Raw genomic sequence first — 17241 nt, 5'->3', positions numbered from 1 at the left:
CATGAACCGTCTGACTGCATCCTGCATCATGTTCGCCGCTTATGGCGGCGTGGTGGCCTGTTCCCCCAATAACAAGATGGTCGAAGTCCGCCCGCTTCAGTCGAATCCGGTGAGCGAAGGCGTATCTGCGCTGAAGGGCCGGGAATTGTTCAGTCGTGGCCAATATGCGCTGGCGATTGAATCGTTCCGTCGGGTCGTGCGCGAGGCACCGGATGCGCCAGAGGGCTATAATGGGCTGGCGGCTTGTTATGACATGATCGGGCGCTTTGACGTCAGCGAGAAATATTATCAGATGGCCTTGGCGCGTGCGCCGATGGATGGCCGGATTTACCGCAACATGGCGCGCTCGCTCGACATGCAAGGCCGCAAGGGCGAGGGGGCGGCCCTGCTGGCAGAATGGCAGGCGATCGAGGCCGGCAAGATGGTCGTGGCGGCGATGCCACCTGCTGCGCCTGTGGCGATTGCCGCCGAAGCCGCGCCAGTGACCGCCGCAGTCGCGGCCTCTGCGACAGTTGAGGCAGAGGTTGCGACACCCGTGGAGGCCGCAACAGTGGAGGCCGCGCCGGTTGAGGCTGTATCGACACCAGTGGCGGTGGCGATGCCGACACCCGTTTCGATAGCTGCGCCTATAGTCTTGGCGGAGGCCGTCGCGGTTTCCGGGGCAGTAGCCAATGCCGCGCCGATCCAAATCCCGACATTACTCACACCCATTGGCGCGCCTGCAATGGTGGCCGCGCCGGTGCAGCCTGTGGTGCCGATGAAGTCCGCCACATTGATAAAGCCAGTCGCACCCGTAAAGGTCGCGCTATCGTTGCCCACCGCGCCCTTGAAGGTCGCGGCAGTGCAACCGCATTATCTGGCCGCGCTTGTCGCGCCGGTAAAGGTTGCTGCCCCGGTGAAGGTCGCGCCGGTTACAACCGCAACCGCAACCGCAACCGCAACCGTTGCCAAGCCTGCGCCCACGCCCATACCAGTTGTTGTCGCGGCGCTGGCGCCGCTACGCAGCATCGCCACCAAGCAATCGCCGCAGCAGCCTGTCAAGCAGGTGGGCAAGCCCGTTGCCAAGCAAGTCGCCATTCAGGCCGTTAAACAACCGGGCCGCCCCTCCATCCGGCTGATCAATGCCGCGGGCCAGACTGGCCTTGCGCGTTGGGCGCAGCAGCAATTGGCGCTGTCGGGGATTAACCAGACCCAGACCGCCAATGCGACGCGTCGTTATCGCCTGTCATGGGTCGTCTATCCGCGCGGCCAGCGTGATCGCGCATTGGCGGTGCAAAAAAGCCTGCCATTCCCGACCCGCATTTTGCAAGAATCGCGTGCAACGCGCATCGTGGTCGTGCTGGGTGCCAATGCGCGCGGCATGCAGACGGCGGCACTCAAGACCCGGCGGGGATGAAGCGCGCGCTGTTTCTTGCCGCTTTATTGGCGTTCTCGCCAGTGGCGGCCCAGCAGGATACGCTGGGGCTGATTGAACTCGCCCTGATCAAAGGGCGGCTGGTGCAGGCGGAGGACATGATCCGTCTGGCACGGCAAGATCGCAGCATTTCTGATCCCACCCGGCTGGATGAGCTGGAGGGGCGGCTGGCTCTTGCTCAAGGCCGGGCGGGCGATGCGTTCGCGGCCTTTGATCGCGTGCTGTCGGTCGAACAGGAAAATTGCCGGGCGATGGAGGGGGCAGGTCTTGCCGCTTTACGCCTTGATCGGGTCAATGCGGCGAAGTTGCGGCTCCGTGATGCGGTCGCGCATTGTCCGGAACGCTGGCGCGCATGGAATGCGTTGGGCGTGATCGCGGATCGCATCGGGGATTGGGTCGAAAGCATGCATGCTTATGGTGAGGCACGTGCGATCGTCCCGGATGAAGTGACCGTCATCAACAATATGGGCTATTCCCTGATCTTGCAGGCGCGCTTTGCCGAGGCGGAGACGATCTTGCGTGAGGGGCTGCTGCTTGTGCCCGATGATACTCGTCTGCTCAACAATCTCGATCTTGCGACGATTGGCGCGAATGAACCATTGCCGGATCGTATCATGCCGGAAGATGGGACCTCGCCAGACCCGGCGCAACAGGCACTGCGCTTGAACAATGCCGGATTTATGGCCTATTTGCTGGGTAAAAGCGAAGTCGCCAAGGGCTATTTGCAACAGGCGCTGGAAACCAGCCAGGTGCATTATGACCGGGCGCAGGCCAATCTTGATCTGGTGCAACAACGGGAGCCGCAAAAATGATCGACATCGTCAAATATGGGATGTGGTCCTTGTTGATCCTCGCGGCGTTGCAGGATGTGATGCAGTTGCGAATTTCAAACCTGTTCGTGCTGGCAATTCTGGCCCTGTTCCCATTTTGGCTGGTGGCAGTGGGGTTCAATCTTGATGTCTGGCAAAATCTGGTGGTATTCGCGCTCGCCTTTGTCCTCGGTAGCCTTGCCTTTCATTTCGGGCTGATCGGGGGCGGCGATGCCAAATTGTTCATGGCCGGGGCCTTGTGGTTCAACCTTGCAGATGCGCCGCATTATCTGATGTCGATTGTCCTGTTCGGCGCGTTGATGACTTTTGTCCTGATCATATTGCGCCGCGTTCTGCCGTTGTTGGGGTTTAAACCATCACCCCAGGACAAGGCGGACGAAGCGCGTGGCGCAGGATGGGCGATGCTGGAACCAAAAGGGCCGATCCCTTATGGCGTGGCGATTGCCGCCGGGGCGATTTTGTGCGCCGTGCTCTATGGTTTCGATCCGCAGCCCGTGCTGCATTTGCCGGCGGTCGATTTTACCCCGCGCGCGGTCGTTTGATCCGCGCAGTAAAAGCAATAGCTGCCCCGTCAATAAGGGTGGTCGAGATGGACTTTCTTGAAGATCCGTTCCTCGAACATCCAATGCCCATCTTCCCGGATGTAACGGTCGGCATATAGGCCGTTCAGATGATAGGTCATGTTTTGCTGATCGACGATCAATTCATTCGTATAGGACCAGCCATAGCCGCTATCGCCATCGATCATGATAGCGGCAGGCTGGTTTTGAAACAGGCGGGTGTTGCGGCCTTTCAGGCCTGACTCATTCTTCATCATATAGATCCAGCGATCGACAATGACATCGCGGCCCTCATAGGCCTCATCGCTCGGTTGCCATTTGCCCTGTGCGGACCAACAACTGCCCCACAAGGGCGCATCGCGCCGGGTGATCGCATCGGCATAGGATTCATACAGTTCGCGCACGGCCACGCGGTCTTCAAATGCTCCGGAATAGTTTCTCATTGCGCCATCGCCGCCTGAATACTGGTCGTCTGAATACGGGCTGGCATCACAGATGATCCGCCGTAAAGGGAATATTGCCCTTGTCATGATCTGAAAAGAGCTGGGGCGATTTGACCTTCAGGTTCAACTCGCGGTTGAGAAGGTAGATATAATAGAGGTGATAAGCGGACAAGATCGCCCATGCCATGACGATCGCGCCGTTCAGCATCAAGAACGACATGTGCTGATTGGCCACCAGATAGCCGGATGAAAACAAGATCATGCTGAACAGGTTCGACAAGATCATCAGGTTCAAAATGCCAGCACTGATCCCGTAAATCTGGCATTTGATGACCGTCAGCGGATATAGGCCCGCCACGCGCCCAATCACATTGATCACAATGTAGAAAAAGATGAAGCAATCGACCACCGGGACGAGGATCAGCAGGATGATCCAATCCTGCACCAAACGTTTATAGCGCGGCACGTGAATGCCGCGATTGGTGGCCCGCTCCAGATCGTAGATATGCGATAATTCCAGTGTCGGGATCACGAAAAACAGCAGTTTTACCAGCGTCCAGATGCCCGCGAGGATATAGAGATAATCGCCAAAATTGACGCTTTCGAACTGGCCTGAAAAATACTGATTCACTTCCTGTTCGAAAAACATCCGTATTCGTCTCCATTAAGCGGTCCATCAGGCCCGCGAATTATTCGCGGGTCTGATCGTCCTGCTTGGCCGCGTAGCGCGTGGTGGGCTGACGCGCATAGCCATGCAGCCAGACGTTGTTTTCGCTTAGCGTCATGATTGGCCGAAAGTCGAATACGGCAGCAGCAGGAAAGATTTTCGGCGCGCGTTGATCAAGCGCCCAAAGTTGATCGCCGACCTTGACCGACAACAAGGCATGATCGCGGCGTGCCAGCAGATCATGGCCAATCGTCAGATACATGTCCGAACGCGAAAAGCCGACCGCGTTCAGCAGCATCATTTCAAGGATCGCATAATCCTCGCAATCGCCGCGCCGACTGGCCATGGTTTCATTGGGCGTCGCCCAATAATCATCGACTTGGTAGAAACGGGCATCATCGACATATTCGATAGTGCTGGTGACATAATTGTGGATGAACTCGATCCGTTTCACCGGGTCGGCAATGGCCCGAGCATGGGTGACGGCGGTGCTCCAGCGCACGCCACCGCCCGGCACGGCGGCACGGCGCATCTTGGCGTCAAAGGGAGAGTGCGAAATCCTGATCCCCAAAGTGTTGTACATCGCGGGCAGGGGCTTGGGCTTGGTACGGGTATCCGCGATCAGGCCGAGCACGAAGATCAACGAGATGATCGAAAGAATGGCCGCCGTGACGAGCGCGCCCGATTGCCGCAGATAATCCATCAGTCGATAGACCGAATAGGAAAACATATCGATGAACCTGTGTCCCTTTGGGTAATGGATATCGGTCATGCGTGCCTCGTTGATCTTGATTCCTGTCCGTCGGACGTATGAGTCGTCGCGAACGCCGGTTTGCAACAAACAGGGCTTTTTCAGCGGTCAAACTGACCGCTTAAAAACCAATTTCCAGCGCGTTAACGTTGGCGTTGTCCTCAAGTCCGACATGGTCAACCTTGGCGGCACCATGTGCTCTTTCTTATCTATCTATAATTTCTCCTAGCATAAAAATGGGCTAATTGTAAAAATATAATTCATTAATTAATCGCCATTGAACGGTCTGCTGATAGTCTGTGGCGGCGCAGATCGGGCGCTTCTTGCGCCCCCATTTGCGTTCGTGATGGCATTGACCTATCGCATGTGAAGGGCATTGTGTTGCGGCATTGGCCTGTGGTTGTTGGCGTTGCTGATATGACATCAAGGAAGCCTCCCTCATGGATCTGCCCTCCCACCAATTGACCATGACGGTCCTGATGACGCCGGACACCGCGAATTTTTCGGGGAAGGTGCATGGCGGCTCTATTCTCAAGCTGCTTGATCAGGTGGCCTATGCCTGCGCCAGCCGTTATGCCGGATGTTATGTGGTGACGCTCAGCGTGGATCAGGTCATGTTCCGCCAGCCGATCCATGTGGGGGAGTTGGTGACCTTTCTGGCATCGGTCAATCACACCGGCACGTCTTCGATGGAAATCGGGATCAAGGTCATTGCCGAAGATATTCGGGCAAAGGTCGTGCGGCATGTGAATAGCTGTTTTTTCACGATGATTGCCGTCGATGACGCTGGCAAGCCGACGCCGGTGCCGCCGTTGATCCCGGAAACTGCTGACGAGCACCGTCGTTTTACCGTGGCCGAGGTGCGTAGGTCGATGCGGCGCGAGATGGAGGCAAAATTCGTCGCCATCCGTCAGACGGGGCATGGCAACGCCGATGAAGGTCATGCCCCTGGCAATTAATGGGCTGATTTTGAGCGGGGGATTGTGGGCAATTTAGCGCAGCGTAAATGGCGGAGACGGAGAGATTCGAACTCTCGGTACCCTATTCAGGGTACGACGGTTTAGCAAACCGTTGGTTTCAGCCACTCACCCACGTCTCCGGCCTTATTTTTCAATCACTTAGCGCTGTATTATATACTATAACACATTTGCTTTGCAATTTTAACCAGCGTGTCTTTGCTAGCTATTGAAAAATAACGAGTTTTTAGAAAAATGAGCGGTTTTTAAGGCCGTTATTTTTCTAGCTGTGGCTGCCGAATAGTGGAATCATGGGGGTGTGTCAAAGGCATTTTAGTCCCATTTTTATTCTCCACCATCTGATGGGATTTCGCACATGGCAGTCGAGGTGGATTGTGATGGAAACGCGGATTGATCCACATTGTCAGTGCGCGCTGACGATCTGCGAAAGACTGTCATTGGCGCCGGAAAGTCGTGCGGATGACGCATTTATAATGAAAAAAGCCCCGGCGATAACCGGGGCTTTTCACTTTTATGGGCGGGAGATATCAGAATTTGTAGCTGATCTTACCCGTCACGACATGTTCGTTATAGTTCGAAAAGACGTAGTTCGAGTTCCGGTTCACATAGCGATATTCCGGCTTGAACACGAACTTGCCGACCAGTGGTAGTTCGGCGCTAGCCTTGAAGGTCGAGCGATTTTCTTCGCGCTTTTCGCCGATGGACGGCGTGATGTTGTCATATTGACGTTCGCGATACGCATAACCGAATTTCACCTTGCCCGCGCGATCCAGCAGGGTGATCGGGAGCTGCAGGTTCGCGCTCAGTTGGAAGCCGTCATAATCAAGGGTGGGACTGACAGTGTTTTCATGCTCGTAACGCGCGCCGAAACTGACATAGGCCTTGTTATTCATGAAGAAATAATAGGCGCTGCCGTCGATTTGCTGGTTCTTTGCATCCCGGCTGTCGAAGGTGTCGAAGTTTTTATCGAGATAGGTATAGCTGCCGCGCACATAGAGCGATTTCGCGACGAAGCCGCTCACTGACGGGCTGATCTGGTGCATGTCGAGAAAGCCTTCGCCGCCCAACAGGATATGGGAGAAGCTGTAATCGGCGCCGACACCTACTCCGGCGACCTGCGTGTCGAGCCCCGCCGATAATGTATGGGTCTGCATGTCGAAATCGGTAAAGTCCGAATGCAATGTCTGTTCGAAATCATAGCCGAGCGTGAGCGCGGTCTTGTCCGCCAATTTGGCCTTGTACTTTGCCTCTGCGCCCAAAATGCCGAGCACATCGCCCTGACGGGTGATCACATCGGTTTGTTCGACGGATACATTGCTATCATATTCTGCACCGGCGGTGACCACCAGCGAGAATGGCTTTTCATCCTTGGCCTGTGCCGAAACGGTCGTCAGCACGGCTGCACCCGCGACCAGCATCGCAGCACGGCGCGTTGCAAATTTGTAGTTCATCTTTTCCCCTTTGTCCGCGTGACGGACCCATCATGACAAACGAGGCTGCGAACTTGCCGCAGCCCCGATTATCGTCACATTGAATTCAAGCGATACATGCCGCTGATTTCGATCTCAGCTTAGCCGACGGATTCGTGAACTTCGTCCTCAGCTTCGTCTTCGGCTGCTTCCTTGGCGGCTTCACGAGCGTCTTCAGCCGCCTCATGAGCTGCTTCGGCAGCTTGTTCAGCGGCTTCATGCGCAGCTTCGTCAGCCTCTTCAGCGGCTTCATGCGCAGCCTCATCAGCGTCTTCAGCCGCTTCATGCGCAGCTTCATCGGCTTGTTCAGCGGCCTCATGGGCAGCTTCATTGGCGTGTTCGGCGGCCTCATGCGCGGTTTCGTTGGCGCTTTCCGTTGCCTCGGACGTTGCTTCTTGTGCAGCTTCACTGGCCACATCAGAGGCCATCGCCGCGACCGGAGTCATGGCATAGGCAAAGACGCCTGTCGTCAGAAGCAGGCTCTTGCGCAGATGTGCGATATTGATTCTCATTCTAGTTTTTCCTTCTGCTGCAACCTTGAATGTTGTTTAAGAATGACATGCGCCGCATCCATACTTAACTTTTCATTCGCATTATTTTATTAAATTCTTATATATTAACCGCCAATGAAGTTCAATTATCTTGTTTGGTTACTGTGGGTTAACTGTAACTCGACGGCAAGTTGAGAGAGGCGCTACAGCCACCACAGGTGCAATCCCCACAGGGCATGCCCCACTCATGGTCAAGCTGTACCGATGTAGGCAGATGGGCAATAAACCTTCTGCTTATTTGGTGCCTGATAAGCAGATGCTTATCTTCGCAATGCCGAAGCGTTCTATCCGGGCAACTGCGCCCGTTATCCGTTTCCTATGTCGAGAAGGTCTTCAAAGAATAGGCAAACAAAAGCGGTTTGGTTGGTGACATTGGCCTTGGCATATACCCTTGCCAACTGGGCGCGCACGGTGCCCTCGGCAGTGCCGCGCAATTCGGCAATTTGGGCGATGGTGCAGCCTTTGAGTGCGAACATCGCTACATCTGCCTCGCCCTTGGTTAATTTCCACGCCGCAAAGCGATGCCGGATAAGGTCCGCCAATGCGCCCGAGGCGATGGCCAATGCCTCGTCGCGTTGCCTAGCTTGTGCCAGCATGACGTTAACAGCCTGTGCGCCGAAGACGACGCCAGCAAATAGCGCAAAGGATACGATGCTCTCTATGACAATGTGCATGTTGAAGCCGATGGCAAATATGTCACCCATGGCATCGGCGAGGAAGAAGATCGCGCCCAACGCTTGCAGCACCACGATGGCCGCTACAGCCATTGTTTGTCGGTCGCTGTGCTTGGAGAATTTTAGGGCCTGTCTGGTCATGGGCGCGTTCGGTTCCATCGGGGGATCATCGCAGCAATGGTTTCGCGGCCAGAGCGATGCGTTTCGAAGACGACACCGGCAAGATGGAGCGCGATCAGGAGATAGAGCAGGTTGACGGCCACTTCATGGACCTCGACCAAGATATTTTCTTCGCCTTCATCCGCTTCTCCGGCAATTTCGTGTGCGCGGTCTTCAGTCGTTTCGTCATCGCGTTCGACCTCTCTGTGCTCACCTAGGGCAATCGTACCAGCCAATTGTGCCTCACCCTCATGCTGCGCATGATTTGCCGACGGGTCAGCAGGTGGCGGGCCGGACAGCGCGATGCCGCTGGCGATGATGATGCCAAGCATAGCCCAGATAGCATAAACCATTAATGCACCAAGTGGATTATGTGACTTATGCCTGGCGACCTCCCCTCGACGAATTTCGGAGATATGCATGAGAGCGCGGGAGGGGCTGGGCGGAAAAGCGGAAAAGCGCGCTTCTGATGGACCAATCAGTCCCCATAACAGGCGAAGTGCTAATAACGCAGCCAGGCTGTAGCCGACCCAAATATGCCAACCAGAACCTTCCTCTGTCACCAACGCATTGCCAATGATGGCCGCTACAATACCCCAGTGCGTCAATTTGACGATCGGATCCCAGCGGCGCGGGATGTTATCAATTTGTTGTGCCATACTGAACCCTTGCTCTTTCATCCGTCGGATATAAGGCCGACGACTTTGGCAAGACAATGAACCGTCCGCTTATTTGATCACTGATAAGCAGATGCTTAGAGCGCCATCATTCACTTTGTGGTTGGGGGCGTGATGCTCGTGGCAGCTCGATTAACGCTGGAGGCGAGTGAGGTTGCCGAGTGCTGCAGGCAGGCCCATAGGCGGACAAGCCGAGGGGGCAGGAGGAGATATTACCCTTTGATATTATGCCGTACGCGTCATCCGGCGTAAAATTGACTCGGTCTGGCGCTGGTTCAGGGTGCAGCAAGGTGAACTAGGCAATCTGGGGTTGCTCGCAACATTATGTCGGTTAAGGATAATCGTCTGGCTTCGGGAAAAGGGAGGTAGTTTTTCATGTCCGGATCTCGTTATGGCGCTCGCCTGACACAACGACTTGGGTGCGTGCTCTTTGGCATGGCAGTCATTTACGCCCCAATCGCGTCCGCGCAGGTACAGCGGGTTGATCCCGATGCAGGCCTGCAGGCGGATGTCGCGCCCGTGCCGCAAAGCGAGGCTGGCTATGGGACCAATGTTCCGCCAGAAACGGCTGTTGCGGCTGCACCTGCAACGCCTGTTGCAAGCGCCGCGCCGGTGGCCAGCAATGCAGCAGAGGCTACAGCTCCCACAACCATAGCCAACACAGCGCCGACCTATCAGCAGCAGGATGTTATTGCCGCTGCCGAAGGCGTGTTCGGCAAGGGGGCTGAAGGGCTGGCGAAGCTGATCGAGAAGATTTTGAAGGATCAGGGCGAACCCAATGGCTATATCGCCGGGCGTGAAGCCGGGGGCGCGGTGTTCGTCGGGGTGCGTTATGGCTCTGGCACATTGACCCATAAGGTCGAGGGGAAAATGCCCGTCTATTGGACTGGCCCATCGCTCGGTTTCGATCTCGGTGCCAATGGCGCGAAGACCTTTGTCCTTGTCTATAATCTCTATGACTCGCAGGAATTGTTCAAGCGCTACCCGGCAGTTGAAGGCAATGCCTATGTCGTCGGTGGCTTTACCGCCAGCTATTTGCGGAGCGGTTCGGTCGTGTTGATCCCGATCCGGCTGGGCGTTGGCTGGCGCTTGGGCGTCAATGCCGGATATATGAAGTTCAGCAAGGAATCGCGCTGGAGCCCGTTTTAATAAGGAATTGAGGGGGCGAGGCTGGCCTCGCCCTCACTTTAGCTTGCGATGACTGGCCTGCTTATGATTGCGCGGGCAGTTCGAACCGGTCGATGATCCATTCTTCGGCCTGTGCGCCGCCGATCCATTCCTGCATGAACGGGTGCGAGATGACGGCCTGCATATAGCCTTCCGCAAAGCGCGCGACCGGCAGGCTGTAGGTGATGAGCCGGGTGATAACCGGCGCGAACATGATATCGACCGCGCCAAATGCGCCGAACAGGAAATCGCCATCGCTGCCATAACGCGCGCGGGCCTGCGCCCAGAGCGTCATGATCCGGTCGATATCGGCCAGCACGGCCTCTGATGGCGGCTGGGCCGGATAGACGCGGCGGATGTTCATCGAATGCTCGCGGCGCAGGGCCATATAGCCGCTGTGCATTTCCGCAGCCATTGATCGCGCCATCGCGCGCGCAGCGGGATCTTGCGGCCAGAAACGGGTGCCGCCCGATTTTTCATCAAGATATTCGAGAATGGCGAGGCTGTCCCACACCACAATCTCACCGTCCCACAAGGTCGGCACCTTGCCGGCGGAAGGCGCTAGATCGGGATCGTTGCGGCGCTTTGCCCATGCGTCGTCATACAGCGGCACGACGATTTCTTCGAACGGCAGGGCTGATTGCTTAGCGGCAAGCCAGCCACGCAGCGACCAGCTGCTATAGGCCTTGTTGCCGATAATAAGCTTCATTGCCCGCGCACTTTCTTGGCGATGCCATCGAGCAGGCCATTGGCGAAGCCCTTTTCGCGCTTGTCGTAAAAGGCATCAGCGACATCGAGATATTCGCTGATGACGGTCGCGGTTGGCACATCGATGCGGGCCATCAGTTCATAGGTTCCGGCGCGCAGGATCTGGCGCAACGGGCGATCCAGCCGTTGCAGCGTCCAGCCCTCGGCCAGATGATCGGTGATCAGCGCGTCGATTTCATCGCGGCGGGCATCGACGCCTTTGACGATATCATCGAAAAACGTGACTTCCGCCGCGACATAGGTCGCGTCTTCAATCGTCGCGCCCAGCCGATGCTGGTGAAATTCATGCAGCAGGACAGGGAGTTTCGTTTCCTCCATTTCCAACTGATACAAAGCCTGCACCGCAGCGAGACGGGCGGCGGAGCGCGATTTGGAGCGGCTCATCGTGATAATCTCCGGGCAACGGAAGAGGCATGGGCGGGCAGACCTTCGGCCTCGGCCAAAGCAACAGCGGCAGGACCGATCGCTTGGATCGAACTGGCCGTGCAGGCGAGGAAGCTGGTTCTTTTCATGAAATCGAGCACCGAAAGGCCGGAGGAAAAACGCGCGCGTCGCCCGGTGGGCAGCACGTGATTGGGACCGGCGACATAATCGCCGACCGCCTCGGGCGTATGACGGCCAAGGAATACGGACCCGGCATGGCGCACCCGATCGAACAAGGCGTCCGGATTGTCGATCGCCAGTTCGAGATGTTCGGGCGCCAGCCGGTCGATCAGCGCGGCGGACCCCAGTAGATCGTCGGTCAGGATGATGACACCATGTTCGTGCCAGCTTTGGCGGGCGACCGGGCCGGTGGCGAGGGCATCCAATTGACGCGCAATGGCGGCCTCGACCGCATCGGCGAAGCTGCTGTCATCGGTGATGAGAATGGATTGGCTGCTTGGGTCATGTTCGGCCTGGCTGAGCAAATCGGCGGCGATCCATTCGGGGTCATTTTTGCCGTCCGCGACCACGAGAATTTCGCTTGGACCTGCGACCATATCGATGCCGACCACGCCAAAGACCTGGCGCTTGGCCTCGGCCACCCAAGCATTGCCGGGGCCGGTGATGACGTCCACCGGCTTGATCTTGTCGGTGCCATAAGCCAGCGCGCCAATCGCCTGTGCGCCGCCGATACGCCATAATTCATCGACGCCTGCGAGTTCGGCTGCGGCCAGCACCAGCGGATTGATCTCCCCCTTGGGGGTCGGCACGGTCATGACCAGCCGGGTGACGCCCGCGACCTTGGCCGGAATGGCGTTCATCAATACGGAGGACGGATAAGAGGCGCGGCCACCCGGCACATAAATCCCGGCGGCATCGACCGCGCCCCAGCGCGCGCCGAGGCGAACGCCGGTTTCGTCGGTATAGTCGCGATTTTCCGGTTTTTGCGCGGCGTGATAGGCGCGGATGCGCTCGGCGGCGCATTCGAGCGCGGCGCGAAGTTCGGGTGCAAGTCCTTCAAGCGCGGCTTTGCAGGCGGCGCGGTCTATTTGCCAGCCGTGCTGTTCAAGATCGAAACCATCGAATTTCGCGGTGAGCGCGGCCACTGCCGTGTCGCCGTTTTGGCGGACGTCGGCAAGGATCGCGGCGACATCGCGCGACACATCTTGATCGGCCTCGCGCCGGGCGTGGACAATATTGTCGAACTGCGCGGCAAAGCCCGAATCTTGTGCGTCAAGCCGTATCGGCACGGACAGCCTCCCGGAACGCCTGCACAATCGGCCCGATCACATCGGCGCGCGTCTTGAACGCGGCGCGATTGACGACCAGCCGGGCGGAGACCTGCGAAATCACTTCGACTTCGACCAGCCCATTGTCCTTCAACGTCTTGCCGGAAGATACCAGATCGACGATCCGGCTCGACAGGCCGAGGGTCGGGGCCAATTCCATCGCGCCGTTGAGCTTAACGCATTCGGCCTGCACGCCGCGCGCTTCGAAATAGCGCTTGGTGATGCCGGGATATTTGGTCGCGACGCGGACATGGCTCCAGCTGCGTGGATCGTCATGGAGCGCCATATCGGTCGGTTCCGCGACCGAAATGCGGCAATGGCCGATGTTGAGATCGACCGGCGCATAAAGTTCGGAATAGTTGAATTCGTCGATCACATCCGAACCGACAATGCCCAATTGCGCCGCGCCATGCGCGACAAACGTCGCCACATCGAACGCGCGGACGCGAATGATGCCAATGTCCGGGCGGTTGGTGGCAAAGCGCAACGCCCGGCATTTGGGGTCGTGAAAGCTGGCTTCCGGCTCAATTCCCGCCTTTGCCAGCATGGGCAAGGCTTCGTCCAGGATGCGGCCCTTGGGCACGGCGAAGATGATCTGATCCGACATGATAGCCGCGCTTTACGTTCTGCGCCGCCCGGACGCAAGCAAAGCCGTGCCGGAATATCGGATCAGCGCATCCGCGCCCCTGTTGATCAGGCGAAGCGGCTCTTGAGATCGAGCAGGGCGAGCGCGGCCTTGGCGGCCTCGCCACCCTTGTCCTTTTCCGCACGCTTGGCGCGGGTCAGGGCTTGGGCCTCATTTTCGACCGTCAAAATGCCATTGCCGATGGCGATGCCATCCATGGTCAACGCCATGATGCCGCGCGCGCTTTCGCCCGCAACGATTTCGAAATGATAGGTTTCGCCCCGGATCACGACGCCCAAGGCGACGAACGCATCATAGCGCCCGGATTCTGCGGCAAAGGCAATCGCCGCCGGGATTTCGAGCGCGCCCGGCACGGTGAGGGTTTCATGTTGATGCCCGGCTTCTTCCAAAGCATGGCGCGCGCCGTCCAGCAGCATGTCATTGAGATGGGTGTAGAAGCGGGCTTCCACCAAGAGAATTTTTGCCATTATCAAGCCTCCGGGATCGGCCGTTCGCCGACGATATTGATGCCATAACCTTCCAGCGCGACGATATGGCGGCTGGAATTCGTCAGCAGGATCATTTCATGCACGCCGAGTTCGGCGAGAATTTGCGCGCCGATGCCATAGGTCCGCAGATCCATCGCTTCGCCAGCTTCACCCGCGATTTCCGCGACCAGACGATCTGGATCATTGGGCGAGAGCAGGACGATGACGCCCGCGCCCTCGCGCCCGATTTCAGCCATCGAGCGTTGCAGGATGCGCTTCCTTGCGCCCGGCTGGCCGAGCAGATCGGAAAAGATCGAGATAGAATGGACGCGGCACAGGGTCGGCTGATCGGGGACAACCCGGCCTTTTTGCAGGACGATGTTGAGCGAGCCGTCGATCTTGTTGCGGAAGGTCTTGGCGGTCCAGTCGCCGCCATAATCCGAGACGAACGCGCCTTCCGACACCAGTTCGACGAGATGATCATATTGGCGGCGATAGGCGATGAGATCGCGAATCGTGCCCATTTTCAGGCCATGTTTCTGGGCGAAGGCGACACAATCGTCGAACCGCGCCATCGTGCCATCGTCCTTCATGATCTCGCAGATCACGCCCGATGGGTTGAGACCGGCAAGGCGCGACACATCGACCGCGGCTTCGGTATGGCCCGCACGGACCAGTACACCGCCATCGCGGGCGATCAGCGGAAAGACATGGCCGGGAGTGACGATATCTTCCGGGCCTTTGCTGCCGTCGATCGCCACACCGATGGTCCGCGCGCGGTCGCCCGCAGAAATGCCGGTGGTGACACCTTCGCGCGCCTCGATCGAGACGGTGAAGGCGGTTTCATGACGGGTGCCATTTTGGCGGCTCATCAATTCAAGGCCGAGATATTCACAGCGGGATTTGGTCATCGTCAGGCAGATCAGCCCGCGGCCATGCATCGCCATGAAGTTGATCGCATTCGGGGTCGCCATTTGCGCCGGGATGATGAGGTCGCCCTCATTTTCGCGGTCTTCGTCATCGACGAGGATGAACATGCGCCCGTTGCGCGCTTCCTCGATGATTTCTTCAATCGGGACAAGGGCAGGGCGCGCCTCACGCAGGTCGAGATAGGCTTCGAGCTTGCGCAGCGTGTCGGCAGTCGGATTCCAGTCCGGCGCATCAAGATCGCGGAGCGTGTTGGCGTGAAGACCTGCGGCGCGGGCCAGCCCCGAACGGGAGATGGAACCCTTGGCGACAAGGTTGCGGAGTCGTTGGATCAGTTCGCTGCTCATGTGCTCAATCATCACATTGAAATGTGATTGGCAAGCGAGAATGTCACATTGGCCTATTTGGAGCGCTCAATGATTAGCCCCGGACGGACTGCATCCGTTGGAGGTAACGGGCCAACACATCGATTTCGATGTTGAGCTTGCGCCCCATTGTCAGGCTGGAAAAGGTCGTCATTTCCCATGTGTGCGGGATGATGTTGATCGTGAACAGCGCATGGCCGTCGGCTTCGTCCATCACGTCATTGACCGTGAGCGAAATGCCGTCGAGCGTGATCGACCCCTTGGGGGCGATGAACGCGGCCAGCGATTTGGGGGCGCGGATCGTGATCTTGTGCGAATCGCCCTTGGGTTCGACAGCAATGACCTCGCCCACGCCATCGACATGGCCGGTGACGATATGGCCGCCCAATTCATCGCCGAGCTTCAACGCGCGTTCGAGATTGAGGCGGTTGCCCTCGACAAACAGGCCCGGCGCGGTGCGCGAGAGGGATTCGGCGGAAATGTCGATCGTGAAGCTGTCGGCGGTCTTGGACACGACCGTCAGGCAGACGCCGGAACAGGCAATCGAGGCGCCAATATCCACGCCGCCCATTTCATAGCCACAGGCGATTTCAGCCCGCAGGTCGCCACGCTGTTCGACCTTGCGAATGGTGCCGATGTCGGAAATGATGCCTGTGAACATGATGTCGCCTTATCTGATGTCGTCAAAGCTGTTGGGCGCGTTGGTATACGTCGAGCGTGTCGATGCCAAGGGTGCGCTTGTCGATCTGTCGCCATTGGCCATGGGCATCGGCCAGTGAATTGAGGCCGATATCGCCGAGACAGGCCTTGCCCCGACCGATCAAAATCGGGGCGCGATACAAGAGCAACCGATCCACCAGACCTGCCTTTAAAAACGCGGCGGCGGTCTCTGCGCCGCCCTCGACCATCAGATATTGGACGTCATGAAGGCCGGTGATGGATTGTGGCGAGGTGATGCCGGTCCAGCCCATTGGCGCAGGCTGGCGGCTGAGAAGGATGCGTTTAGGGGCGCGGTTTTCCAGCCCTTCCAGTCGGACATCGAGCCGGGGCGCATCTGCATCGAATGTGCCGCGTCCGACCAAGATCGCATCATGGCGCGCGCGCTCCAGATGGACATGCCGCCGCGCGGTCTCGCCCGTTATCCACTGGCTTTCGCCATTTTCCCGCGCGATGCAGCCGTCCAATGAGGTCGCGAGTTTGAGCGTGACGAACGGGCGCTGGTGTTCGATCTGCATCAGCCATCCGGCAAGGACATCGCGCGCGGCGGCAGTAGCGCTGTGCAAAATATCGACGGTGATGCCTGCCGCCCGCAACCGGGCAAAGCCTTGACCCGAGGTGCGGGGGTCGGGATCGGTGAGGGCGGCGACCACCCGGCAGATCCCGGAGGCGATCAACAGATCGGTGCAACATGGCCCGCGCGGGCTTTCATGAGCGCAGGGTTCGAGCGTGACATAAGCGGTCGCGCCCTTGGCCTGTTCGCCGGCTTGTTCGAGTGCCATCGCCTCGGCATGGGGGCGGCCACCGACCTGGGTCCAGCCCCTGCCGATGACCTTGCCGTCGCGCACGAGCACGCACCCGACATTGGGATTAGGCATGGTGCGCGCCCGTCCACGTGTGGAGAGCGCCAGCGCTGCCGCCATCAAGCGGGCGTCGAGGCTCACTCGGTTTTCATGCCCAGATCGTCGGCGAGCTTTTGGAAGCTCTTGCGCTTGGCGGCTTCGGCAGCGGCCTGCGCATCGCGACGGCGGTTGAAATCGGCAAGCTTGCGGGCCTGCCATTCCTTGTACATCGGATTGTCCGGATTTTCAGGCAGGATGTCGCCGAACACCATCAGGTCTTCTTCCGTCTGGGCTGGTCGGCGGAAATCATGCATCACCGCGGCCAGCATGAGAAGGGGCATGAGCAGCGACAAGACAATCAAGGCATAATTGCGTTTTCCGCTGGTCGAAAAAAACGCAGCAAGATCGCGAAACGCCGCGCGCGGCGTGGAGGGGCGGGGAAGGGGCATGGCGCCTTA

21 protein-coding genes and 1 tRNA gene are annotated in these 17241 nt (G+C 58.2%); 5 read left to right on the top strand and 17 right to left on the bottom strand.

All coding sequences use genetic code 11. The annotated features are described in order from the left end of the window. Position 1: 1 nt before the first annotated feature. The 3 genes from K6117_RS03240 to K6117_RS03230 are packed head-to-tail and all read left to right on the top strand — an operon-like array spanning position 2 to position 2786. Positions 2-1396, top strand: a complete 1395-nt coding sequence (locus K6117_RS03240) for a tetratricopeptide repeat protein (RefSeq protein WP_221792287.1) — start codon at positions 2-4, stop codon at positions 1394-1396. Then, positions 1393-2226, top strand: coding sequence for a tetratricopeptide repeat protein (locus K6117_RS03235; RefSeq protein WP_221792286.1), 834 nt, complete (start codon positions 1393-1395; stop codon positions 2224-2226). Before K6117_RS03240 ends, K6117_RS03235 begins: the two co-directional genes overlap by 4 nt. Beyond that, complete coding sequence (locus K6117_RS03230; RefSeq protein ID WP_221792285.1) at positions 2223-2786, top strand: A24 family peptidase; 564 nt, start codon at positions 2223-2225, stop codon at positions 2784-2786. The genes K6117_RS03235 and K6117_RS03230 overlap by 4 nt, the downstream gene beginning before the upstream one ends. Before the next feature lie 29 nt (positions 2787-2815). Here the strand turns inward: K6117_RS03230 and K6117_RS03225 are convergent, their stop codons facing one another. Genes K6117_RS03225 through K6117_RS03215 form a run of 3 tightly spaced genes read right to left on the bottom strand, consistent with a single transcriptional unit; the run spans position 2816 to position 4686 of the window. Then, positions 2816-3247, bottom strand: a complete 432-nt coding sequence (locus K6117_RS03225; protein ID WP_221792284.1) for a nuclear transport factor 2 family protein — start codon at positions 3245-3247, stop codon at positions 2816-2818. A 46-nt stretch (positions 3248-3293) separates the two neighbouring features. Continuing rightward, positions 3294-3896 carry a hypothetical protein gene (locus tag K6117_RS03220; protein ID WP_221792283.1) on the bottom strand — a complete coding sequence of 201 codons (603 nt, stop codon included), beginning with the start codon at positions 3894-3896 and terminating at the stop codon, positions 3294-3296. A 40-nt stretch (positions 3897-3936) separates the two neighbouring features. Continuing rightward, positions 3937-4686 (bottom strand): transglutaminase-like cysteine peptidase, encoded by a 750-nt coding sequence (locus K6117_RS03215; protein ID WP_221792282.1) that lies wholly within the window; start codon positions 4684-4686, stop codon positions 3937-3939. A gap of 419 nt (positions 4687-5105) precedes the next feature. Between K6117_RS03215 and K6117_RS03210 the strand changes: the two genes are divergently transcribed. Then, positions 5106-5624, top strand: a complete 519-nt coding sequence (locus K6117_RS03210) for an acyl-CoA thioesterase (protein WP_221792281.1) — start codon at positions 5106-5108, stop codon at positions 5622-5624. A 48-nt stretch (positions 5625-5672) separates the two neighbouring features. Here K6117_RS03210 and K6117_RS03205 read toward each other — a convergent pair. From K6117_RS03205 to K6117_RS03185, 5 genes are all read right to left on the bottom strand, one after another. Beyond that, positions 5673-5764, bottom strand: a tRNA-Ser gene (locus K6117_RS03205). 405 nt (positions 5765-6169) lie between these two features. Then, on the bottom strand, positions 6170-7093 hold the full coding sequence (locus K6117_RS03200) for a hypothetical protein (protein ID WP_221792280.1): 924 nt from the start codon (positions 7091-7093) through the stop codon (positions 6170-6172). A 119-nt stretch (positions 7094-7212) separates the two neighbouring features. Further along, positions 7213-7623, bottom strand: coding sequence for a hypothetical protein (locus K6117_RS03195; protein ID WP_221792279.1), 411 nt, complete (start codon positions 7621-7623; stop codon positions 7213-7215). A gap of 344 nt (positions 7624-7967) precedes the next feature. Then, complete coding sequence (locus K6117_RS03190) at positions 7968-8477, bottom strand: helix-turn-helix transcriptional regulator (protein WP_246604785.1); 510 nt, start codon at positions 8475-8477, stop codon at positions 7968-7970. Beyond that, positions 8474-9175 carry a cytochrome b/b6 domain-containing protein gene (locus K6117_RS03185; protein WP_221792278.1) on the bottom strand — a complete coding sequence of 234 codons (702 nt, stop codon included), beginning with the start codon at positions 9173-9175 and terminating at the stop codon, positions 8474-8476. The genes K6117_RS03190 and K6117_RS03185 overlap by 4 nt, the downstream gene beginning before the upstream one ends. 372 nt (positions 9176-9547) lie before the next feature. Here K6117_RS03185 and K6117_RS03180 point away from each other — a divergent pair, with 372 nt between their 5' ends. After that, positions 9548-10321, top strand: coding sequence for a DUF1134 domain-containing protein (locus tag K6117_RS03180; RefSeq protein WP_221792277.1), 774 nt, complete (start codon positions 9548-9550; stop codon positions 10319-10321). A 61-nt stretch (positions 10322-10382) separates the two neighbouring features. Here the strand turns inward: K6117_RS03180 and K6117_RS03175 are convergent, their stop codons facing one another. From K6117_RS03175 to K6117_RS03135, 9 genes are all read right to left on the bottom strand, one after another. Continuing rightward, complete coding sequence (locus K6117_RS03175; protein ID WP_221792276.1) at positions 10383-11048, bottom strand: glutathione S-transferase family protein; 666 nt, start codon at positions 11046-11048, stop codon at positions 10383-10385. Continuing rightward, entirely contained in the window at positions 11045-11491 is a 447-nt protein-coding gene (nusB, locus tag K6117_RS03170; protein WP_221792275.1) for a transcription antitermination factor NusB, read from the bottom strand. Before nusB ends, K6117_RS03175 begins: the two co-directional genes overlap by 4 nt. Beyond that, positions 11488-12780, bottom strand: coding sequence for a histidinol dehydrogenase (gene hisD / locus K6117_RS03165; protein WP_221792274.1), 1293 nt, complete (start codon positions 12778-12780; stop codon positions 11488-11490). The genes nusB and hisD overlap by 4 nt, the downstream gene beginning before the upstream one ends. Beyond that, positions 12764-13426, bottom strand: coding sequence for an ATP phosphoribosyltransferase (gene hisG / locus K6117_RS03160; RefSeq protein ID WP_221792273.1), 663 nt, complete (start codon positions 13424-13426; stop codon positions 12764-12766). Before hisG ends, hisD begins: the two co-directional genes overlap by 17 nt. Positions 13427-13512: 86 nt before the next feature. After that, on the bottom strand, positions 13513-13932 hold the full coding sequence (ribH, locus tag K6117_RS03155; protein WP_221792272.1) for a 6,7-dimethyl-8-ribityllumazine synthase: 420 nt from the start codon (positions 13930-13932) through the stop codon (positions 13513-13515). A 2-nt stretch (positions 13933-13934) separates the two neighbouring features. Beyond that, entirely contained in the window at positions 13935-15206 is a 1272-nt protein-coding gene (ribB, locus tag K6117_RS03150) for a 3,4-dihydroxy-2-butanone-4-phosphate synthase (protein WP_221792271.1), read from the bottom strand. A gap of 73 nt (positions 15207-15279) precedes the next feature. After that, entirely contained in the window at positions 15280-15885 is a 606-nt protein-coding gene (locus K6117_RS03145; RefSeq protein ID WP_221792270.1) for a riboflavin synthase, read from the bottom strand. Between the two features lie 22 nt (positions 15886-15907). Beyond that, on the bottom strand, positions 15908-16864 hold the full coding sequence (gene ribD / locus K6117_RS03140; RefSeq protein WP_221792863.1) for a bifunctional diaminohydroxyphosphoribosylaminopyrimidine deaminase/5-amino-6-(5-phosphoribosylamino)uracil reductase RibD: 957 nt from the start codon (positions 16862-16864) through the stop codon (positions 15908-15910). 17 nt (positions 16865-16881) lie between these two features. Further along, complete coding sequence (locus K6117_RS03135; protein WP_221792269.1) at positions 16882-17232, bottom strand: hypothetical protein; 351 nt, start codon at positions 17230-17232, stop codon at positions 16882-16884. Between the last annotated feature and the right edge of the window lie 9 nt (positions 17233-17241).

It is taken from the genome of Alteraquisediminimonas sediminicola (genome assembly GCF_019740335.1).
Classification (GTDB): Bacteria; Pseudomonadota; Alphaproteobacteria; order Sphingomonadales; family Sphingomonadaceae; genus Alteraquisediminimonas; species Alteraquisediminimonas sediminicola.
This window is presented reverse-complemented; position numbering and strand designations above follow the sequence as displayed.